Raw genomic sequence first — 16701 nt, forward strand, 5'->3', positions numbered from 1 at the left:
GGGAATATTACTGTCAAGGCATATGCGTGGATGATACTCACGCAGCCACGCGAGCGGATCCGGTCGGCATCTCTGCGTCATCCGGCGCAAAGGCCAGGAGCCAATCGGCGGCCTTGCTCGCCTGGCTGGCGGCGCGGACGATAGCGCGATTGTCTTCCCGCAGAACCTCCAGCCAGGATCCGATGTAATCGGCGTGCCGGACGGTCGGCTCAATGCCGAGCGCGGCGCAGCAGAATGCGGCGTTGATCTCGGCGATGAGCTCCTCAAAGGCGTATTTCTTCGAGCCGAACGATCCGGAGAGATCACGGTTGAGCCGGTGGGGGGCGCCGCTGGCATGCCCGAGCTCGTGCAGCGCCGTGCGATGCCAGTTGACCGGCTCGAAATAGGCCTGCGGCGGCGGCACCTGCACGTAGTCGTGCGCCGGCACGTAGAAGGCTTGGTTGCCGCCGATGCGGAAATCGATGCCTGTCGCCTCGATCAAGGCCTCGACGCGCGGTTCTATCAAACCCGTCGGTGCCGGCGGCGCGGCCGTCGCGACATCCTCGGGCAGGTTCTCGCACTGATCCGTGTTGAAGACGGTGAAGCGCTTCAGGAACGGGATCGCCTGGGCTTCCTCGCCGGTCTCGCGAGCGCGCCGCTTCTCGTCCTCCGGCACGAAGCGGTCGGCATAGACGACGGTGGTGCCACGTTCGCCCTTGCGCACATTTCCGCCGAGCGACAGCGCCTGGCGGAAGGTTAGCCAGCTCTGCCCTGAAAAGCCACGCTCGATAACGGCGCCCCAGAGCAGCAGCACGTTGATTCCGGAATAGGTCCGGCTGGTCGAGGCGTTCTTCGGAAGGCCGAGCGGCGCCTTCGCCGCCGCCGTGCCCCATGGCTGGACCCAGGGCACGCGGCCCGCCTCCAGCTCGGTGATGATCTTGTCGGTGATCTCGGAATAGAGATTGGTCCGGTCGCGCCTGGCGCCGGTCTTGCGGTTCTGTCTGGACATCGCGGTTCTCCGCGACGGGCGCCGAGGGCCTCTCCCTCGGCTTCCAACCCGTCACGGCAAACCGGTCCGCACTCTCACTCTCAAAGGGGGCGTTGCGGGGGAATCCCCCGCTCGAAGGGGTCGGCCGAGACTACAGGCTCGGCCGCAGGGGAAGGCTTTCCCCTCCCCGCCCCTTCCAGATCGCGATCTGGAGGGTTCCAATTAGGACCCGCTGAATTCCAATCAGCTGGCTTTGAAAACCTCGGTTTCATGCCAGACGCTCGATCGAGTTCGTCGCGATTCTCCTTCAAGACTACGATAGCGCGCATCATTGACGTTACTGTTTGACCAACATCATTCTGCGCGAGATAGTCTGGTTGGAAGGGGGAAGGCGATGCGTAAGCTATTCATGCGCCTATTGAATGCGGGGACCGAACGGGAAGTTCAGGCGATTTTAGAAGCAGAGGGTCTAGATTCGGACGCGTCGAAATGGACGCCATACGGCGACAACGAGTCATTCTTCGGTGTAATCGAAAACCAGCAAGCTCATCCGGTGCCCGCCCTTGTCGAGAAGGTCACAAACGGGATTGACGCCATTCTCGAGAAGAAGGTGCTCCAGGACGGCCTGGACATCCGATCTCCAGCCGCACCCAGAAGTGTCAGGGAGGCGCTCGACCGGTATTTTCCCGACCACCGAAACTGGGACTTGGCAGACGCGCGACGTCGCCAGGCCGCGGAATTGCAGATTGTGGCGAGCGGACCACGTCGCGACACATCGCTGCTTATATATGACAACGGTGTCGGGCAGGCCCCCGCCGACTTCCCGGGTACCTTTTTGTCGCTCCTGCGCGGTAACAAGAACGATGTCCACTTCGTACAGGGCAAGTACAATATGGGTGGCGCCGGAGCGATTGCATTTTGCGGCGATCTCAGGTTCCAACTCGTTGCAAGCAAGCTCTATGACGGCTCCCAGCCTTTCGGCTTTACGCTGCTCCGCCGTCACCCGCCTGCGTTGGCAGAGGCCGCAAACCGCAAGAATACTTGGTATGAGTATCTCATTTTCGATGGGGAGGTGGCTGCAATTGATGTCGACGAACTGGATTTGGGATTGGAAGGCAGGAAATTCCGTACGGGGTCTCTTCTAAAACTTTATTCTTACCGCTTACCCGAAGGTTCCCGCTCCATAATTTCGCGCGATTTAAATTTAAGCCTTAACGAGTTCCTGTTCGAACCTGCACTCCCCTTTCTGACTGTCGACAACAATGAGCGCTATCCAGACAATCGCGCGCCGGTAACCCCAGTCTATGGCCTCAAACGCCGACTTGAGGCTGACACGGAGACAGTCGAGGCGAAGTTTTCGGAGGTGTCCCGCACTGCCGAACTTGGGGAGCTCGGCGTCACGGTTTATGTCTTTAAAGCCCGATCCCGTGGCCACGGCGTCAAGGAAACGAAGCGCTACATTCAGAACGAGTACTTCAAGAATAATATGGCCGTGCTGTTCTCGCTCAATGGGCAAGTGCATGGGGCGTACTCATCCGAGTTTGTGACCCGGGCGCTCAAGATGCCATTGCTGAAGGATTACCTTCTGGTTCATGTCGACTGCTCCAGCCTTCACCTCGAGATGCGCAATGAGTTGTTCATGGCGTCGCGCGACCGGCTTAAGGCGGGGGAGAAAGCTGACACAATCCGGAAGCATCTTCGGGATATGCTATTGGCAAGTGAGCTCAAAGAGATTTCCCGCCGTCGAAAGGCCAGCCTTGGCGTTGACAGTGGGGACGCCGGCCAAATGCTTCGCGACATAACGCGCAACATGCCGATGAATGACGCGCTATCTCGCATCCTCCGGCAGACTTTCAACATCTCCGAGCAAAGGCCGGGATCCGCGGCGATCAAGGAACGCAAGCCTCCACAACGCCCCAAGCGCGAGCCGCGTGACGCACCGCCTTTTGACCCACAGCGTTACCCATCCGCCTTCCGGGCGAAGGGAGGCGATATGCAGGAAGGCGGGCTCAAGCTTTACCGATTGCCTGAGGGCGGAGATCGCACAATCGCGTTTGCCACTGACGTCGAAAACGACTTTTTCGATCGGACAGACGATCCAGGCGAGTTATCGCTCTCCCTCATGCGGCCATCGCGCGAAGGTGGCGGAAATGGTGGCGTGCCAGAACCCAGTGAGCAGGGCGAACTCCTGAATATCGTCCGTTCCAGTCCGATAGACGGAACGATTAAAGTCGGACTCAGGGCTACGGGTCAAATGAAGGTCGGAGATACCGTCCAGCTGACCGGAACTCTCACCAGTCCGAATGGCGATCTGACCGAGACTGTGCTCGTTCAGATTACTGACCCCGAAAAGAAGCCTCCTCGCAAGGAGCCCGACGTTGAACCACCACTGGGCATCCCCGAATTGATCCTGTGTTCGAAAGTGGGGGGCGAAGAGCTTAAGTCATGGGAGGAGATCAACGAAGCGGGTATCGAGATGAGTCACGATGTCGTGGTCTACCCTTATGTCGACGATGACCAACTGTCTCGCATCTACGTCAACGTGGACAGCAGGGTTCTGAAGGATTTCAACACAGGCGGCCGCTCATCGGAAGCAGTAGAGCTAGCCGAGCGCCGCTATATCAGCGCTGTCTACTTTCATACGCTGTTCATCTTCGCTACTACAAAATCGCGAAAGTACGACCTCAGACGAGGCGATGAGGCAGATGGCGAGGAAGTGGATCTGGCTGATTATGTATCCGATCTCTTCAGCTCCTCATACGCGCAGTTTCTTCTAAACTTTGACACCGCCAACCTGATTGATGCAATCAGTTGAATCCAATAGGGGAGACGAGGTTCCCCTCGATCGAATGGCCTGAAGCTGTTGGCGGCAGCACGATATTTCTCAGATTCGTATTTCGTCGGTTCTCCGAATATCTCGGATGAACTGGATATTTTTTGCGGTCAGTCATCGAGCGGCCAAGCCCGCACCATCTCCCTCTTTAGAGCATCAAGCGGGACGTAGGCGAATTCACCGCCGAGTGACCAGCCATTCTGATCGCAAATACCCAGAAGATACTGTTCGAAACGGTGAGCATCTGTGCTGGTGTTAAACACTCGGAAGCTGATCGGAACATAGCTGATGGATGCGCAGGGAGGAAGGCCGCTGGCCAGTTCGGACATCCGGCGGTCAAGATCGAACGTCCGTCCCAGCTTTACGAGCGCGTGCCCTTTAATGACGTCGATTTTTGGAGCGAGAATCTCGATCGGACCGTCGATCAGCAAGAGGTAGACGCCGCAACGGCCGTCGTCGACTACAGTCGTGCGCGAGCCGAAAGAGGGGGATGGACCACGTGAGCTTCGCCCTTGCGGCATCCAGTCATCAGCTGAGATCGAACGTCGAACTCGCGCGACTTCAGCCATCAGAGCAGCGTGGTCACTGCCAAAATCCTGCCAGACCCGTCGGTCGACTTGCCCGCCGGGCCGCAGACCCGCATCTCTTCCCTTGGGTGCTGCAGGATCATGCTTTCCGAAGTTGCGTAGACGCATTGCGATGCCGGCCGGATTACGGAATGATGCAAGCACGGCGCGACCACCGCGTCGGCCAGCCGCGCGCAACAGCAATGACAGGGCGATGACCTCAGGGTGGTTTCTCTCCGCTCTCGGGGCGCTGAGGTAAAGCTCCATGAGCAACACGGTTTCATCGTACGACCAATCCGGGTTTCGGCCACGCGTTTTTGTCGTAATCGGCTCCATGTTGTTCTGCATCACCAGCCTTGTTCCAAACCGGCCTCTCCGGATTTTTTGGAGGCGTGTTTGCAAAGTGCGCTGGATATGAGCCTTCGTCTAGTGACCTCAGCTATTCTGTCGTGTAGCCTGCGGTAAACTTTTCGAAGCGGGCAACAACTTGGCGATTTACCTAGATAATATGGCCTCTACCCCAGTCGATCCGCGAGTCGCGGAGCGCCATCGGGATGCTATGATCAAATACCCTGGCAATGCTCACAGCGCGGAGCATGCGTTTGGCGAAGAAGCGGAAAGAGCGATCGCCGAAGCAGAGAAAACACTCCTGCACGCGCTCGACAGCGAGGCCGAAGCTGTCACCTTCACGCCCGGCGCGTCCGCGGCGTTGTGGCTCGCGGTCGAAGACGCAATCGCGCGGACCGTTGTTGGGAAGCCGGCGCGAGTCGCCGCGACCTCAGTCGAGCATCCGGCGCTGCTCAGCGCACTGCGACGAGCTGAGGGCGAAGGGCGGCTCCGCGTCATAATCGTCTCCGTGGATGATACGGCAGCGCCTCGGACCGACGCGCTGGAAGAGGCGCTGACCCACGGAGTAGATCTGCTCTGTACCATGGCGGCAAACAACGAAGTCGGTACGATTAGCGATCTGGCGGCTATCAGCGCTCTGGCAGCACGTCACGGTGCTCGACATTTGATTGATGCAAGCCAAGCGGCCGGCCGGATTGATATGTCCGCGGCTGCGAGCGCTGATCTAGTGGTTGTAAGTGGTGCCAAAGCCTATGGGCCGCGTCGTGCTGGTGCACTCGTCGGAAAACTCAGCAGCCGTGCAGCGAGCCTCGCGCATGACGTCTTCGGCAGCCCGGACGCTCCGGCTGCAGTCGCTCTTGCTTTTGCAATGGAGGTTCGTGCGACTGAAAGGCAAGCCGACGAAAGGCGACTTGCCGGGATGCGAGACGCGCTCCAAGCCCGCCTTATGGCGGATGTGCCGGACTTGCGCATCAACGGCGCGGTAGGCTCCAGGCTTGCCGGGAGCTTGCATGTTTCCACGCCGCATCTTCCCGGCGAAGCCGTTGTGGCCCAGCTCTGGGGACGCATCGCAGTGTCAACCGGCGCAGCCTGCCAGTCGGGCGTTCCCGGCCCTTCACACGTCCTGGCAGCGATGGGTCTTCCGGATTGGGTTAAAGAGGGTGCCGTTCGCATTGGTCTTGGCCGGTTCAACACGGAGGCCGAGATCGAAGAGGCCGGTGATTTGCTCACCGCCGCACTGGGCGCCGTTAACCCCGCAAGGAAATACGCATGACAGTTGCCGTTGCAGTCCGACCGCGATTCAGCGGACACGAAACTTTTGCCTGCCGGTTCGCATGGCTGCCCAAGGCCGTACGCTTGATCGCGAGGGAGCCCGGTGCGCTTTCTGACGACGAGCGCGCCATCCTTGAACTCGGGCTTGGCAAGAACATGGTGCGCTCGCTGCGCTTCTGGCTGGAGTCCTTCAACGTGGCCTCGTCTCGTAACGGCTCCTGGGCGCTCCTGCCGTTTGGCGAAGCGATCTTCGGAGAGAACGGGCACGATCCCTACATTGAACGCGCCGAGACTCAATGGCTTCTCCACTGGCAGCTCAGTACCGCAACCGACAATCCGCTCTTCGCCTGGCGACATATTCTTTACCGGCGCATGCGAGCTGATTTCACACGCTCCGAGTTGCTGGCCGAGATGCGTGTTGAGGGCGAACGTCTAGGCTACCAGCATTCGGATGTTACGCTCCAGCAGCATGCCGACGTCTTCGTTCAGAGCTATGTCGGTTCGCTGAAGCCTGCATCTCCCGAAGATGCGCTTGATAGCCCGCTGGTCGATCTAGGCCTGTTACGCAGGCTCGGACGCCGGCCTGGCGGCGCGGCTAGAGTCGAACCGGTCTTCGCCCTTGCCCGGATCTCGATAAACGAGATTGGTCCGTCTGTGCTGGACTATGCAATCGCCAGCTATTGGCAGTCGCGGCGGCTGGGGGAGCCGGTCATCACCTTCCGCGACCTCGCGCATGGCGAGGGGTCTCCCGGCGCGACCTTCCGACTTGAGCCAGAAGAGCTTCGCAATCATCTTGAGTGCGCGACGGCGCTCTGGTCATACCGGCCCTCGGGAGAGGCAGGCAACATAACAGCAGTGGGTCCAGTCGAATCTTCTAATTTGCTTGCAGAGGTCTACGCATGACCGGACCGTCCATGATTGCAGACTTTCTCGGCCACCCGGGAATATTTTACCGGTCCGTGGCGCTCGAGCGCGATGTGGCGGATCCGACCGCGGGACGTTCGTTCGTACTGACCCCTTGGCTCAAACGCAGCGCTGCCGAGATCATTTCAGGCATACAGACGGACAGCACCCGCCGTGCGTGGCGGGTAATCGGCGATTTCGGCGTCGGAAAGTCCGCGCTTGCGCTTGCGCTTGTGCAAGCGCTGGACCCGCGTGTAGCCGATCCAGACATGCCCATGCGGGGCTTGGTGAAAGAGCTCGGTGACGCACCGCGGATGTTCCCGCTGCTCGTAACAGGCTCACGCGACGGCCTAGCCGCGTCCCTCTCTGCGTCGATTTCGCGAGTGCTGGCCACGAATGGCCTGATCGATCCCAAGTACAAAAAGGTCGTGGCCGCCTTAGCGGACCCGTTCGACGCCATCATCGCGCTTCGAGACGCGCTTCGAGCGTCCAAGCGCTTCGATGGCCTGCTGCTTGTCGTGGACGAGATGGGTAAGTTCCTTGAAGCCGCCGATGAGGAAGAAAGCCATGACGTCTATCGTTTGCAGACACTTGCCGAGGCGGCAGTCCGCTCCGGAGAGACCCCATTCGCAATCGTCCTAGTCCTCCACAAGGGCTTCCAGTCTTACGCTGAGGACTGGCAGTCTGCACGACGAAGCGAATGGGAGAAAGTGGCCGAGCGCTTCGAAGAGGTGGTGTTCGACCACCCACTGTCGCACACGGCGGCCCTGTTATCAGCAGCCCTCGCCGTCGATGGGACCAACTTACCAAAGAAGGTTCGCAAGCTCTACGACGAGGTTCTCGCGCGTGTCCGCGACTTGGGCTGGCTCGGTCCTCGCAACGGCACCGGTGTGGGTGGATGCTGGCCGGTCCATCCTGCGGCGATCCCGGTTATGGCGAGGTTCTTTGCCAGCTATGGACAGAACGAGCGATCCCTCTTCGGATTTGCGGCGAGTGAGGAGCAGAATGGGCTCCGCGCATTCGCTGCTGATACATCCCCTGCAGACGGATTCTATGCCCTTCACCACTTCTTCGACTATGTTGCATCTTCATTCGGACATCGGCTCACCTCGCGCGCTGGTGCTGGTGAATGGTCGCGCATCTCCGAAGTGCTCGACCGAGCCGCCGACGCGGATGCTATCGAGACAGCGGTTTTAAAGACAATCGGCATTTTGAACCTGATCGATGCACCCGGCTTTGCCGCTACGGCGGAAAGCGTGAGTGCCGCCCTATTTCCGACCTTCGCATCTAGCGATGTCGAAAACGCTGTTGCCAGGCTTCTTACTGACGGTCTCCTCTTCCGTCGACCTGGTCGGTCGGAACTGAGGCTGTGGACCAGCCGACGGGTGGACCTGTCCTCGATTTGGAGCGAGGCCGAGGATGCCGTGGATGTGCGATCCGTCCTCCGCGATTTGCCGCGCCACTTGGCGGGTCTTCCGATCCGCCCCCATGTGCTCGCGCGGCGCCACTCGATCTTAACAGGCACCAACCGGCGCTTCGCGATCCGCGGCACACATGCTTCCGAGCTCGGGGAATTTCGTGGGCATATAGATGCGGATGGCGGGATCATCGCCATTCACTGCGCGGATGCAGAGGATTTCCGTATCGCTCGTGCTTGGTCGGCTGAAGTGACGTCCGAAGATCCAACGATTCTGGCGGTGGCCATTCCTCCGATGCCTGAGTTGGGTCCAGTGATGGTAGATCTCCTTCGGCATCGCTGGGTCATTTCGAATGCGGCAACGCTTCAAGAGGACGCCCACGCGGCTGCGGAAATCGAACGCACAGTTACGGAGCTCGAGGCACGTCTTGTCACAGCCGTTGAAGCCGCACTCGGACTGCGCGGTCGCGCGCCCACGGTTTCGCTCGAGGTCTTCTGGAAGAGCGAAGCGAAAGGGGTGGACGGGCCGATTCACTCGGTGATCTCGGCGCTCTGTAAGGATATCTATGATCAGTCGCCTTTGGTTGAAAATGAACTTGTGAACAAGCATACCCTCACCTCGGCCGGTGCGGCGGCTCGCCAGCGGCTGATAGAGCGGATGTTTGCAAATGCCGACCATCCGGAGCTAGGCTTTACCGCGAACAAGAACCCGCCTGAGCGCGCCCTTTACCTATCGCTGCTTCGGCGCGGCGGCCTGCACCGCAAGGATGAAGGCGGCTGGTTCGTGGGACCACCCGCGCCGGACAATGACCCTCTTCGTCTCGCTCCGGCGCTCGCCGAGATTGAAAAGTGCCTTGCCAAGGACGGTGGCCGTGTCCCGCTGCCGGGTATCTACGCGGAGATAGAGGCGAAGCCATTTGGTGTGCGTCGCGGGCTAGCCCCGCTTCTCCTGGCCGTATCGATGGTCGCAGCTGGGCACCGAGTCGCGCTTTTTGAAAGGGGAACGTACTGTCCACGGTTGGATGGGGCGGCTTTCATGCGCATCCTGAAATCGCCGGAGCACTTTGCTCTCCAGTTGGTGTCGCTTGAGGGTGTCCGCGCGGATGTATTTCGTCGTTTGGCGAAACTTCTGGATCAACCCACAGGCGACTCTGGTATCCGCACTGTTGTCGACCCTCTGATCCGCTTTGGTGTGGAACTTCCATTCCACGTCCAGCGCTCTTCATTGCTTACCGCAGAAGCGCGTGGCGTCCGGAGAGCGCTCGCGCAGACCCGCAGCCCGGTCGACCTCCTCTTTAGCGAGCTACCGGAGGCATGCGGATTGGATGCGTTCGGTCCTGACGCGCAGGCGGACACGGAGCGGGTGAAGGAGTTCGTGTCCCGGCTCGACGCAGCAATAGCTGAACTACGTGGTTGTTATCCGAGACTGCTCGAAAACATGCAGGCTGAACTGTTCGATGCATTGGAGGCACCGTCCCGAGCCGCTCTCGCTGAGCGGGCCGCTGCTTTGAGCTTCAGAGTTCGCGAGCAGCAATTGCGAACGTTCGTATTGCGACTCGCCGATGCGGCCTTGTCAGACGATCCTTGGACAGAAGCGCTTGGTGGTGCTGTTCTCGGCAAGCCTCCCGCTCGGTGGCTTGATGGCGATGTCGATATCTGGCGCTCCAAGTTAGCCGATCTCACCGCTCAGTTTCGTCGGGTGGAAGCGACTAACTTTGGCGAAGTGCGATCTCCGCAAGACGCCGTCCGCGTATCTTTGACGCGAAGTGACGGAAGCGAACACGCGGTCGTGGTGAATGTTGCTGACTTGAACGAGAGCCAGGTAACAGCGATGGGCGCGATCAAGCGTTTGGTGTCTGAGTCGAACCTTTCTCTCAATACCGTCGCGGCGCTTCTTTCGCTAGCGAGCTTGGAAGAAACCGACGAACTGGCAGAGCCAGATCATGAAGCTGAGAGTGATCACCGATGACGCGTCATGTACTTAGCCTGTCGGGGGGCAAGGACAGCGCTGCGCTCGCTGTCTACTTGCGCGACCGCGTGCCAGAGATGGAGTATATCTTTCACGACACGGGCAAAGAGTTGCCTGAGACATACGACTATATGGCTCGGCTGGAGAGCATCCTTGGGCGTCCGGTAGCCCGGACGACGCCAGAGGATCCTTTTGAGCACTGGCTCTCAGTGTATGGTGACATGTTGCCTTCGAACCACCGTCGTTGGTGTACGAAAATGCTCAAGCTGAAGCCGTTTGAGACCTACATCGGCGACGACCCGACGATCAACTATGTGGGCCTGCGTGCGGATGAGAAGCGCACTGGCTACATCAGCACCAAGCCGAACATCACTGCTGTCTATCCTTTCATAGAAGACGGGCTGGTACGGGCCGATGTCATCCGGATTCTGGAAGACAGCGGGCTTGGCCTTCCGCCTTACATGGAATGGGGACGATCAAGATCGGGCTGCTACTTCTGCTTCTATCAGCAAAAAATTGAGTGGGTCCGGCTGAAACGGCAGCACCCGGACCTCTTCGAGCGGGCTAAGGAATATGAGGCGAGAAGCGCCGTAGTTAGCCAGAATTTCACATGGTGTGGCGGCGAGTCCCTGACAGAACTCGAGCAACCTGATCGTATGGAGCAGATTGAGCGCAATTGGGAAGCTGCGATGAAACGACGCGCGGCTCGACGGGAGAACCTTCCGCTATCCGCAGTTTTGGCCGGCGCAGAGACTGAGGAAGAGGAGCCCGAAGGCTGCCTCATCTGCAGTCTATAGGTCACGTGCAGAACCGGGTCTCGACTCTTAGGATTTCAGCACCACAAGGAGGACGTGGTTCGGCGAAGCTGGGACGGACGCTCCTCGCTGGCTAAGAAGCTCGACCTTCAGATAGTTGTTTATTCCCTGCGACGCTGGTGTCCGGCGGGTGACCATCATCATGAGCTGATCCATGCGGTCCAAGAGTCCTTGGGCTTTTAGTTGCGTCTCGCCATGCCGTTCTTCTGACTCAGCGGTTCGCTGCAGGATCTCCCGGAAATATTCGAGGAATGCTCCCGTAAAAAATACTGGCTGCTTGGAGGGATCTTTACCTCGCTGCGGAGACTGGAAAGCGAAACCGCTCTTGAAATCAAACCCTTCGTCGAGTTCAATAATATTTCCAGCTTCTCTAACGCAGATTTTCCCGGCCAAGGGTTCAAAAAGAGCGGGTGCTTTCAAAAGGCCAACCCTCGCGAAGGATGCAAGGTACTCTGACTGAAGAGCGAGAAAGTGCTCAGCCTTCAGCCGCCCGAGCCAGGTTCTCTTTTTTAGGCGAACATCCTTCCGCAGTCCCTTCAACGGAAGAGCTTGAGGATGCTTCATCCCCCAATCTACCTCATAAAATCGTCCGTTCACGATGACGATCTGAGGATCGAGCATATGCTTGTGATAGGTGGGACACAGTGTACCTTGGAGCATCAACACGGATGTCGCAGCGGGCTCTGCACCATTCCGGCTCATCAGATCACAGATCGGCGTCATCACGGCGCTCACGGTTCGACCAACTAGGGAAGTACTGGACCGCTTTGGCAATGCTCCTTCAAGGAAGAGATCGCCGGACACAGGTAAACTGTCGTCAGGCCCACGATAGCCTCGGTCAGTCGTCATGCGCGTCGCACTATATAACTCTGCCATCGCATTGGATGGGGCCTCGATGAAGCGGCTGGGGACCTCGGCAAAGGGGTTGGGTCTATCTTTGGTTGGCGTACGTCTGGTGAACGCACACATGATGCGCTCGGCCACAGCGCCGGCGACCACTTCTTTGATATAGTCCTCGATCGGTTGCCCTTCGGACTGGAGACTTAGTTCGTACAACCGCGCAAAGTCAGCGATATCGAGATCAATGAGCCGTTCAGCCACCCACTCTTGGGCCTCGCCAATTACTGTCGGAAGCACCTTACGAAGCGGTTCAAAGAGTGCGCTCGCCCGACAGGTTCGAAGAATTTCTGCGATGGCGAGCAAATCTTGAGGATCTTCTCGCTCTAAGGCCTGCTTCTGCACGAAACGGAAGCGAGAGGCCGTTTGTGATGTCCGTTTGCGGAAGTTTTTCGCAATCTGCTGCGTTCCGAGCGACGAAATCAATATGAACGCCGGAGGCACAGCTGCGATATCGTTCGCCGTTTCCTGTCTGACATCCTCCAGATACCGCTCCGCACGCTCCCGTGCTCTGTCCATGACGGTTCGCGGCGTTGTTCCGGAAGCCGGATTGGATGGCACGTCTGCCGACAGGAAAAGGTCCAGGAAGACGACATTCGCCTTGGCGACAACGCTGGGTTCGGGATCAGCACCTAGCTTCATGACGCGCACCTTGGTTGCGACAAGAAGCTTTTCGAGCGGCTTTAGCTGCTGCAACTTGCTGATACGGTCCTGACTGACGTCCGAGAACAGGATATCCAAACTCTGTCTCACCCCGACAGTCATTGAAGCATGTGTCGCCACACCCACGCTTAGGTTCCAAAGATGATTGATGAGCCTCGCATTGGCGACGAATGTCTCCCAGTCATCCAGGTCATCTTCTACGAACTCACTGGCGGCTGCGAGCGCGGTGATCCGCTCAGGCTCATCCTCAACCGATTGGACAAATCGGTTGAACGTATCTTCGGAGATCTCTTCTCCTCGAGGCGGATCGTAGGCGTCGTCGACAATCGCCAGCAATTCCACCCCGCCGACCTTCGCGGCTAATTCAAGGTTCTCGCTCATTTGGCTTTTCCGCTGAGGTCGAGAGAGAAGCGCCGCCACACCTTTTCCCCAGGCGGCCCGACGAGATACAGTTTCCAATTGTGATATTCGGCCAACTCTCGAGCGATATAGAGCCCCAAGCCGTTTCCCTCCCCGGGTGGTTTAGCCGTGACAAAGGGTTTAAATATTTCTTCCGCCTCAGAAGCCTCTATTCCTGGGCCATTGTCAGAGATTTCGATCAGACTTGCGGATTTATCAATCTCGATGTGGATACGTGGCTTAAATTCGGGTTCGATCACTGCTTGCTGCTTCAACCAATAGAACGAATTCGAGAGGAGGTTCTCCAGTATCTGGATTAGCATTCCCCGAACTGCTTTTATCCGCCACGGCTGTTTCGAGGCACTGTCAATCGTGACCACGACCTGATGCCGCCCAGCTTGTGCCTCTCTCGCATCAACGATTTCCTGAATCAACTGCTCGACCGTGAAGCTCTCTTTGGTTTGTCTTCGAGCGGTGCTCAATGGATCCAGCGTTTCGATACGCTTCTGGAGCGTCCGTAGCTGGCTCTCGAGCGTCTGGAAAACGGCCGGGAGTTTTCCCGCGAGTTGAGTTTTGTCGACACCCTCAAGCGTGCTAAGCGTGCTGCCGCTGCTCCGCCCAAGTTCGTGCAAAATCAGTTCCACCATAAGGCCGAGCCCTGCAAGATGAACGAACTTTCGTCTTTCGTCCTTGTAGTCGTCAATGATCGAGTCGACATCGTCGATCTGCGATGCCAGCGCCGTCACTAGACGCTCTACTTCCGTGAGTGGACCTGCTTGTTCCGGCGCATCGACGGCGATTTCCCGGATGCGCCGTTGAATCTCGTTCTTGGATTTTGAAACACGCTGCTTCAAAAGGTCGACCGAAGTTAGATCCTCCTGCTTAAGTTCGTCTTCAATATTTTGGCTGAATGTCTTGAAATCCTCGAGTATCTTTTGAAGAATCCTAACCAGTGCTTCTTTGTACTCGTTGTCGACCAAGCCTTCGCGATTGGTCTGTTCTACTAGGCGACGGTTTCGCCAACTGAGGTTCACTCGCCCTATGATCTGCTGACGATTTAGCTTGTACCCGCGCCGCCCGAACGCCCGTTTATCGAGCTGGAGCCAATCGTCATCGCCACCACCATAAGGATTAATTCGAAAGCCGCTTCGAAAGACCATGAGTCCGCCTGCCCATTGCCTAACCAAGGCCTGCACGTCCTTCCTAGTTCCAAGGCCTTCGACGGCGGTAAGGAAGAGTCTATTGAACCACAGAAACTCTACATTGAATGGGCCGAGGCGACGAAGGACACGCGTCGAACGTGACTTCGTTACAGAAACGAGTCTCACTTCCGGCAACGTTACAACCAGCTTCTTTTGTGTATTGAGTCGATACTCCATTTCGACAACAAGTTGGGCTTGGCCATCTGGCAGGTAATCAAATTTTGCAGAGACTTTCGCATGTGCCAGGTCAAAGAGCCTCTGCTGAATTTGAGGCAACGTTACTTGCTGGTCATTGTATGTGATGCGAAAAAGGCGATTACCACGGCGGCGATCGAACGGGTCAACCATGCGAGAGAATTCAGAGTTCAGCATCTCGCCAAATTTCTCTCGCGTCCAATCACCTTTCAACTGAGAAACAAGAATTGTGGTCCCATGCGTCTCCGCATCATCCTTTCTGGGGCCGCGTTCTGGTGCAATTGTGACTTCCTCCAGCAAAGCGTCGGAGTCGTGGCTGAACCTCGTCCAGTCGATCTTGAGGTCATTCCAACGCGGTTCACCGGCCTTGGTGGTCCTTACCGAAAGATGATCCCCAAGTCGCATGACTGAAAGCCTGCCCACGCCCTTATCCCCCAGGAGGGGACGCGCGGGATCCTCCCCGTGATCATCCCAAGTCCTCTTTTCCTCACGTCGTGATCGCGTTCCAATTGTGAGAAAAACGTCTTCGAGATCACGAAGTGACATTCCTTCGCCGTCGTCAGAGACTTCTACGAAGTTAATATCCCTATAGCCTTCGGTCAGGAGACGTCGAAATTCATCCGCGTTTTTCACACCCGAAAGGGAATGGAGCAACGGGCGTGCTGCACCTGACGGTGCGTCAGGTAGTATCCACTGTTCGATGTTGTCGCGGATTTCAGCCAGCGGCATCTCGCCGTCGTCGATGAGATCTAGAGCATGCCGATAACGTGAGTAGGGTAATACCGATTGCACCCTGATACGGACAATCGGAGAACGGGCGTCGACAGAATTCTTTGCAAGTTCGTAAAGGGCAACTGCGTCTGAACCGATTAATTCGCCACCTAATTCCAGCAGTGTTCGCGCAGTAATCTTGAACGCCATACTTTTAAGCACCCCCCTTTGCCCGCGAAAGCCAAGATAACATTGGCGTCAAACACTGCAACCTAAACAAGCAAGGCGTGCTGGATGACCCGTTTGCGCCCGCAGAACCAACAATAGAGGTCGTCAGTGAGAGGCGGCAAGAGACGCCGCGATGTCGGTGATCGACCGGAACAAGACGAGTGGATCGTCTTTAGAGAGCAGGAAGCCGCGCCGCTGCCAGAACTGCGCAGCCTCGGTATCGACGGCGTTGACCATGAGTGCGCGCCCGCCGACAAGAGCCGCCGCCTGCACGCAGCGTTGCAGCGCGTGCTTCAGTAGCCCCGTGCCGATACCCCGACCGGCCCAGGCCGTGTCGGTGGCCAGTTGGCCGAGAAGGAGACAGGGAACCGGGTCTGGTGGCTGGCCTGTACGGATCGAACGGGGCAACGCCGAAGGAACGACGGCCGTCGGTGCCAAGCCGTAATATCCGACGACACGGCCGTCGTCGTGGACGACCATGACAGCCGTAAACCCTCTTTCCTGGTTGGAAAGCGCCCTCGTCCTTAGCCAATGGTCGAGCGTGGGCTTGCCGCTGGAGAATTCGGAGACGTCATGCGCAGCGGTGAGCGGTTCGGGAGCCGATAAGGGCAAGGCCTCACCGCTTGGCGACGTAACCGGCCTCCCAAGGGGCCGGCCGGTCGGCTAGTTCGACAATCTCGGGGACCGGCACGGCCGGGGCAGACAGCACCTTCATGAAATCGGAGAAACCCTCGGGGCTCATACGGATCAGCCGGTTTTCCATAACGACCTCTTCGGCCGCTCGAACGGCGGCATCGCGCACGAAATCCGTGCGCGAGCGGCCGCGCAACGTGGCGGCTCGATCGATCATCGCGACATCCGACTCTGGCAGTCGCATCGAGATGGGGTATTCCTTGCGGTCGGCTGTGGTGGCCATGAGTCACCTCCTTTAAGCACAAGATAGTGCCTTGTAGCGCGAAATACAATACGTTATGATCGATACCGTCAGACATTTTGTCCGAGTTCGCGCATGACCATTAGGAGATGCCAATCGGGAGTTCATATGTGCAGCCGGAATCCTTGGAGCCGTGCTAGGTCATTTCGCTATGCCAACGCCCCCTACAGTGCGCGGCCACACGCGGTGGTGCGTGGGGACGGGCTGAGCGCCGCCGAATATTCACCTTTCAATACAGTTGCTTATTATGGTCAGGGCATGAATTCTGCCCTGCATGGGCCGCAAAGCAAGCCAATCGACAACGGGCGTTATGTCGACCGAGCGCGAAGAGTTGCTCGAGGCGATGCTTGTCGAGACGCCGGAGCTGAGGTTCACGCCGCGG

At 58.1% G+C, this 16701-nt stretch carries 12 protein-coding genes (1 of these 12 only partly in view); 6 read left to right on the top strand and 6 right to left on the bottom strand.

The window, feature by feature from the left end; translation table 11 throughout:
- Window positions 1-37: 37 nt before the first annotated feature.
- A complete protein-coding gene (locus GM910_RS05385) occupies window positions 38-988 on the bottom strand; it encodes an ArdC family protein (protein ID WP_159586497.1) in 951 nt (316 codons plus the stop codon).
- A 373-nt stretch (window positions 989-1361) separates the two neighbouring features.
- Here GM910_RS05385 and GM910_RS05390 point away from each other — a divergent pair, with 373 nt between their 5' ends.
- Entirely contained in the window at window positions 1362-3782 is a 2421-nt protein-coding gene (locus GM910_RS05390; protein WP_159586498.1) for a hypothetical protein, read from the top strand.
- A 128-nt stretch (window positions 3783-3910) separates the two neighbouring features.
- Here the strand turns inward: GM910_RS05390 and GM910_RS05395 are convergent, their stop codons facing one another.
- Window positions 3911-4717: a GIY-YIG nuclease family protein gene (locus GM910_RS05395; RefSeq protein WP_159586499.1), complete on the bottom strand. Its 807-nt coding sequence runs from the start codon at window positions 4715-4717 to the stop codon at window positions 3911-3913.
- A 136-nt stretch (window positions 4718-4853) separates the two neighbouring features.
- Here GM910_RS05395 and GM910_RS05400 point away from each other — a divergent pair, with 136 nt between their 5' ends.
- Genes GM910_RS05400 through GM910_RS05415 form a run of 4 tightly spaced genes read left to right on the top strand, consistent with a single transcriptional unit; the run spans window position 4854 to window position 11072 of the window.
- On the top strand, window positions 4854-5987 hold the full coding sequence (locus tag GM910_RS05400; RefSeq protein WP_159586500.1) for a cysteine desulfurase family protein: 1134 nt from the start codon (window positions 4854-4856) through the stop codon (window positions 5985-5987).
- Window positions 5984-6889: a DUF4007 family protein gene (locus GM910_RS05405; RefSeq protein WP_159586501.1), complete on the top strand. Its 906-nt coding sequence runs from the start codon at window positions 5984-5986 to the stop codon at window positions 6887-6889. Before GM910_RS05400 ends, GM910_RS05405 begins: the two co-directional genes overlap by 4 nt.
- Complete coding sequence (locus GM910_RS05410) at window positions 6886-10275, top strand: hypothetical protein (protein ID WP_159586502.1); 3390 nt, start codon at window positions 6886-6888, stop codon at window positions 10273-10275. The genes GM910_RS05405 and GM910_RS05410 overlap by 4 nt, the downstream gene beginning before the upstream one ends.
- On the top strand, window positions 10272-11072 hold the full coding sequence (locus GM910_RS05415) for a phosphoadenosine phosphosulfate reductase family protein (protein WP_159586503.1): 801 nt from the start codon (window positions 10272-10274) through the stop codon (window positions 11070-11072). The genes GM910_RS05410 and GM910_RS05415 overlap by 4 nt, the downstream gene beginning before the upstream one ends.
- 27 nt (window positions 11073-11099) lie before the next feature.
- Here the strand turns inward: GM910_RS05415 and GM910_RS05420 are convergent, their stop codons facing one another.
- The 4 genes from GM910_RS05420 to GM910_RS05435 all read right to left on the bottom strand — a co-directional run bounded on the left by GM910_RS05420 (window position 11100) and on the right by GM910_RS05435 (window position 16301).
- Window positions 11100-13031 (bottom strand): hypothetical protein, encoded by a 1932-nt coding sequence (locus GM910_RS05420; RefSeq protein WP_159586504.1) that lies wholly within the window; start codon window positions 13029-13031, stop codon window positions 11100-11102.
- Window positions 13028-15367: a sensor histidine kinase gene (locus GM910_RS05425; RefSeq protein WP_159586505.1), complete on the bottom strand. Its 2340-nt coding sequence runs from the start codon at window positions 15365-15367 to the stop codon at window positions 13028-13030. Before GM910_RS05425 ends, GM910_RS05420 begins: the two co-directional genes overlap by 4 nt.
- Window positions 15368-15490: 123 nt before the next feature.
- On the bottom strand, window positions 15491-15997 hold the full coding sequence (locus tag GM910_RS05430) for a GNAT family N-acetyltransferase (RefSeq protein WP_159586506.1): 507 nt from the start codon (window positions 15995-15997) through the stop codon (window positions 15491-15493).
- A 4-nt stretch (window positions 15998-16001) separates the two neighbouring features.
- A complete protein-coding gene (locus GM910_RS05435) occupies window positions 16002-16301 on the bottom strand; it encodes a type II toxin-antitoxin system TacA family antitoxin (protein WP_159586507.1) in 300 nt (99 codons plus the stop codon).
- Window positions 16302-16593: 292 nt separating this feature from the next.
- Here GM910_RS05435 and GM910_RS05440 point away from each other — a divergent pair, with 292 nt between their 5' ends.
- On the top strand, window positions 16594-16701 hold the 5' portion of the coding sequence (locus GM910_RS05440) for a hypothetical protein (RefSeq protein WP_201285411.1). 108 nt of this gene lie beyond the right edge of the window; the window shows 108 of its 216 coding nt (coding positions 1-108); the start codon lies at window positions 16594-16596; its stop codon lies off the right edge, out of view.

Source organism: Chelativorans xinjiangensis (assembly GCF_009812055.1).
Classification (GTDB): Bacteria; Pseudomonadota; Alphaproteobacteria; order Rhizobiales; family Rhizobiaceae; genus Chelativorans; species Chelativorans xinjiangense.

Excerpts from the sequence above, each read along its gene's own strand:
- GM910_RS05435 (WP_159586507.1), bottom strand. The coding sequence starts at position 16,301 with ATGGCCACCACAGCCGACCGCAAGGAATACCCCATCTCGATGCGACTG.
- GM910_RS05420 (WP_159586504.1), bottom strand. The coding sequence starts at position 13,031 with ATGAGCGAGAACCTTGAATTAGCCGCGAAGGTCGGCGGGGTGGAATTG.
- GM910_RS05405 (WP_159586501.1), top strand. The coding sequence starts at position 5,984 with ATGACAGTTGCCGTTGCAGTCCGACCGCGATTCAGCGGACACGAAACT.
- GM910_RS05410 (WP_159586502.1), top strand. The coding sequence starts at position 6,886 with ATGACCGGACCGTCCATGATTGCAGACTTTCTCGGCCACCCGGGAATA.
- GM910_RS05415 (WP_159586503.1), top strand. The coding sequence starts at position 10,272 with ATGACGCGTCATGTACTTAGCCTGTCGGGGGGCAAGGACAGCGCTGCG.
- GM910_RS05425 (WP_159586505.1), bottom strand. The coding sequence starts at position 15,367 with ATGGCGTTCAAGATTACTGCGCGAACACTGCTGGAATTAGGTGGCGAA.
- GM910_RS05390 (WP_159586498.1), top strand. The coding sequence starts at position 1,362 with ATGCGTAAGCTATTCATGCGCCTATTGAATGCGGGGACCGAACGGGAA.
- GM910_RS05385 (WP_159586497.1), bottom strand. The coding sequence starts at position 988 with ATGTCCAGACAGAACCGCAAGACCGGCGCCAGGCGCGACCGGACCAAT.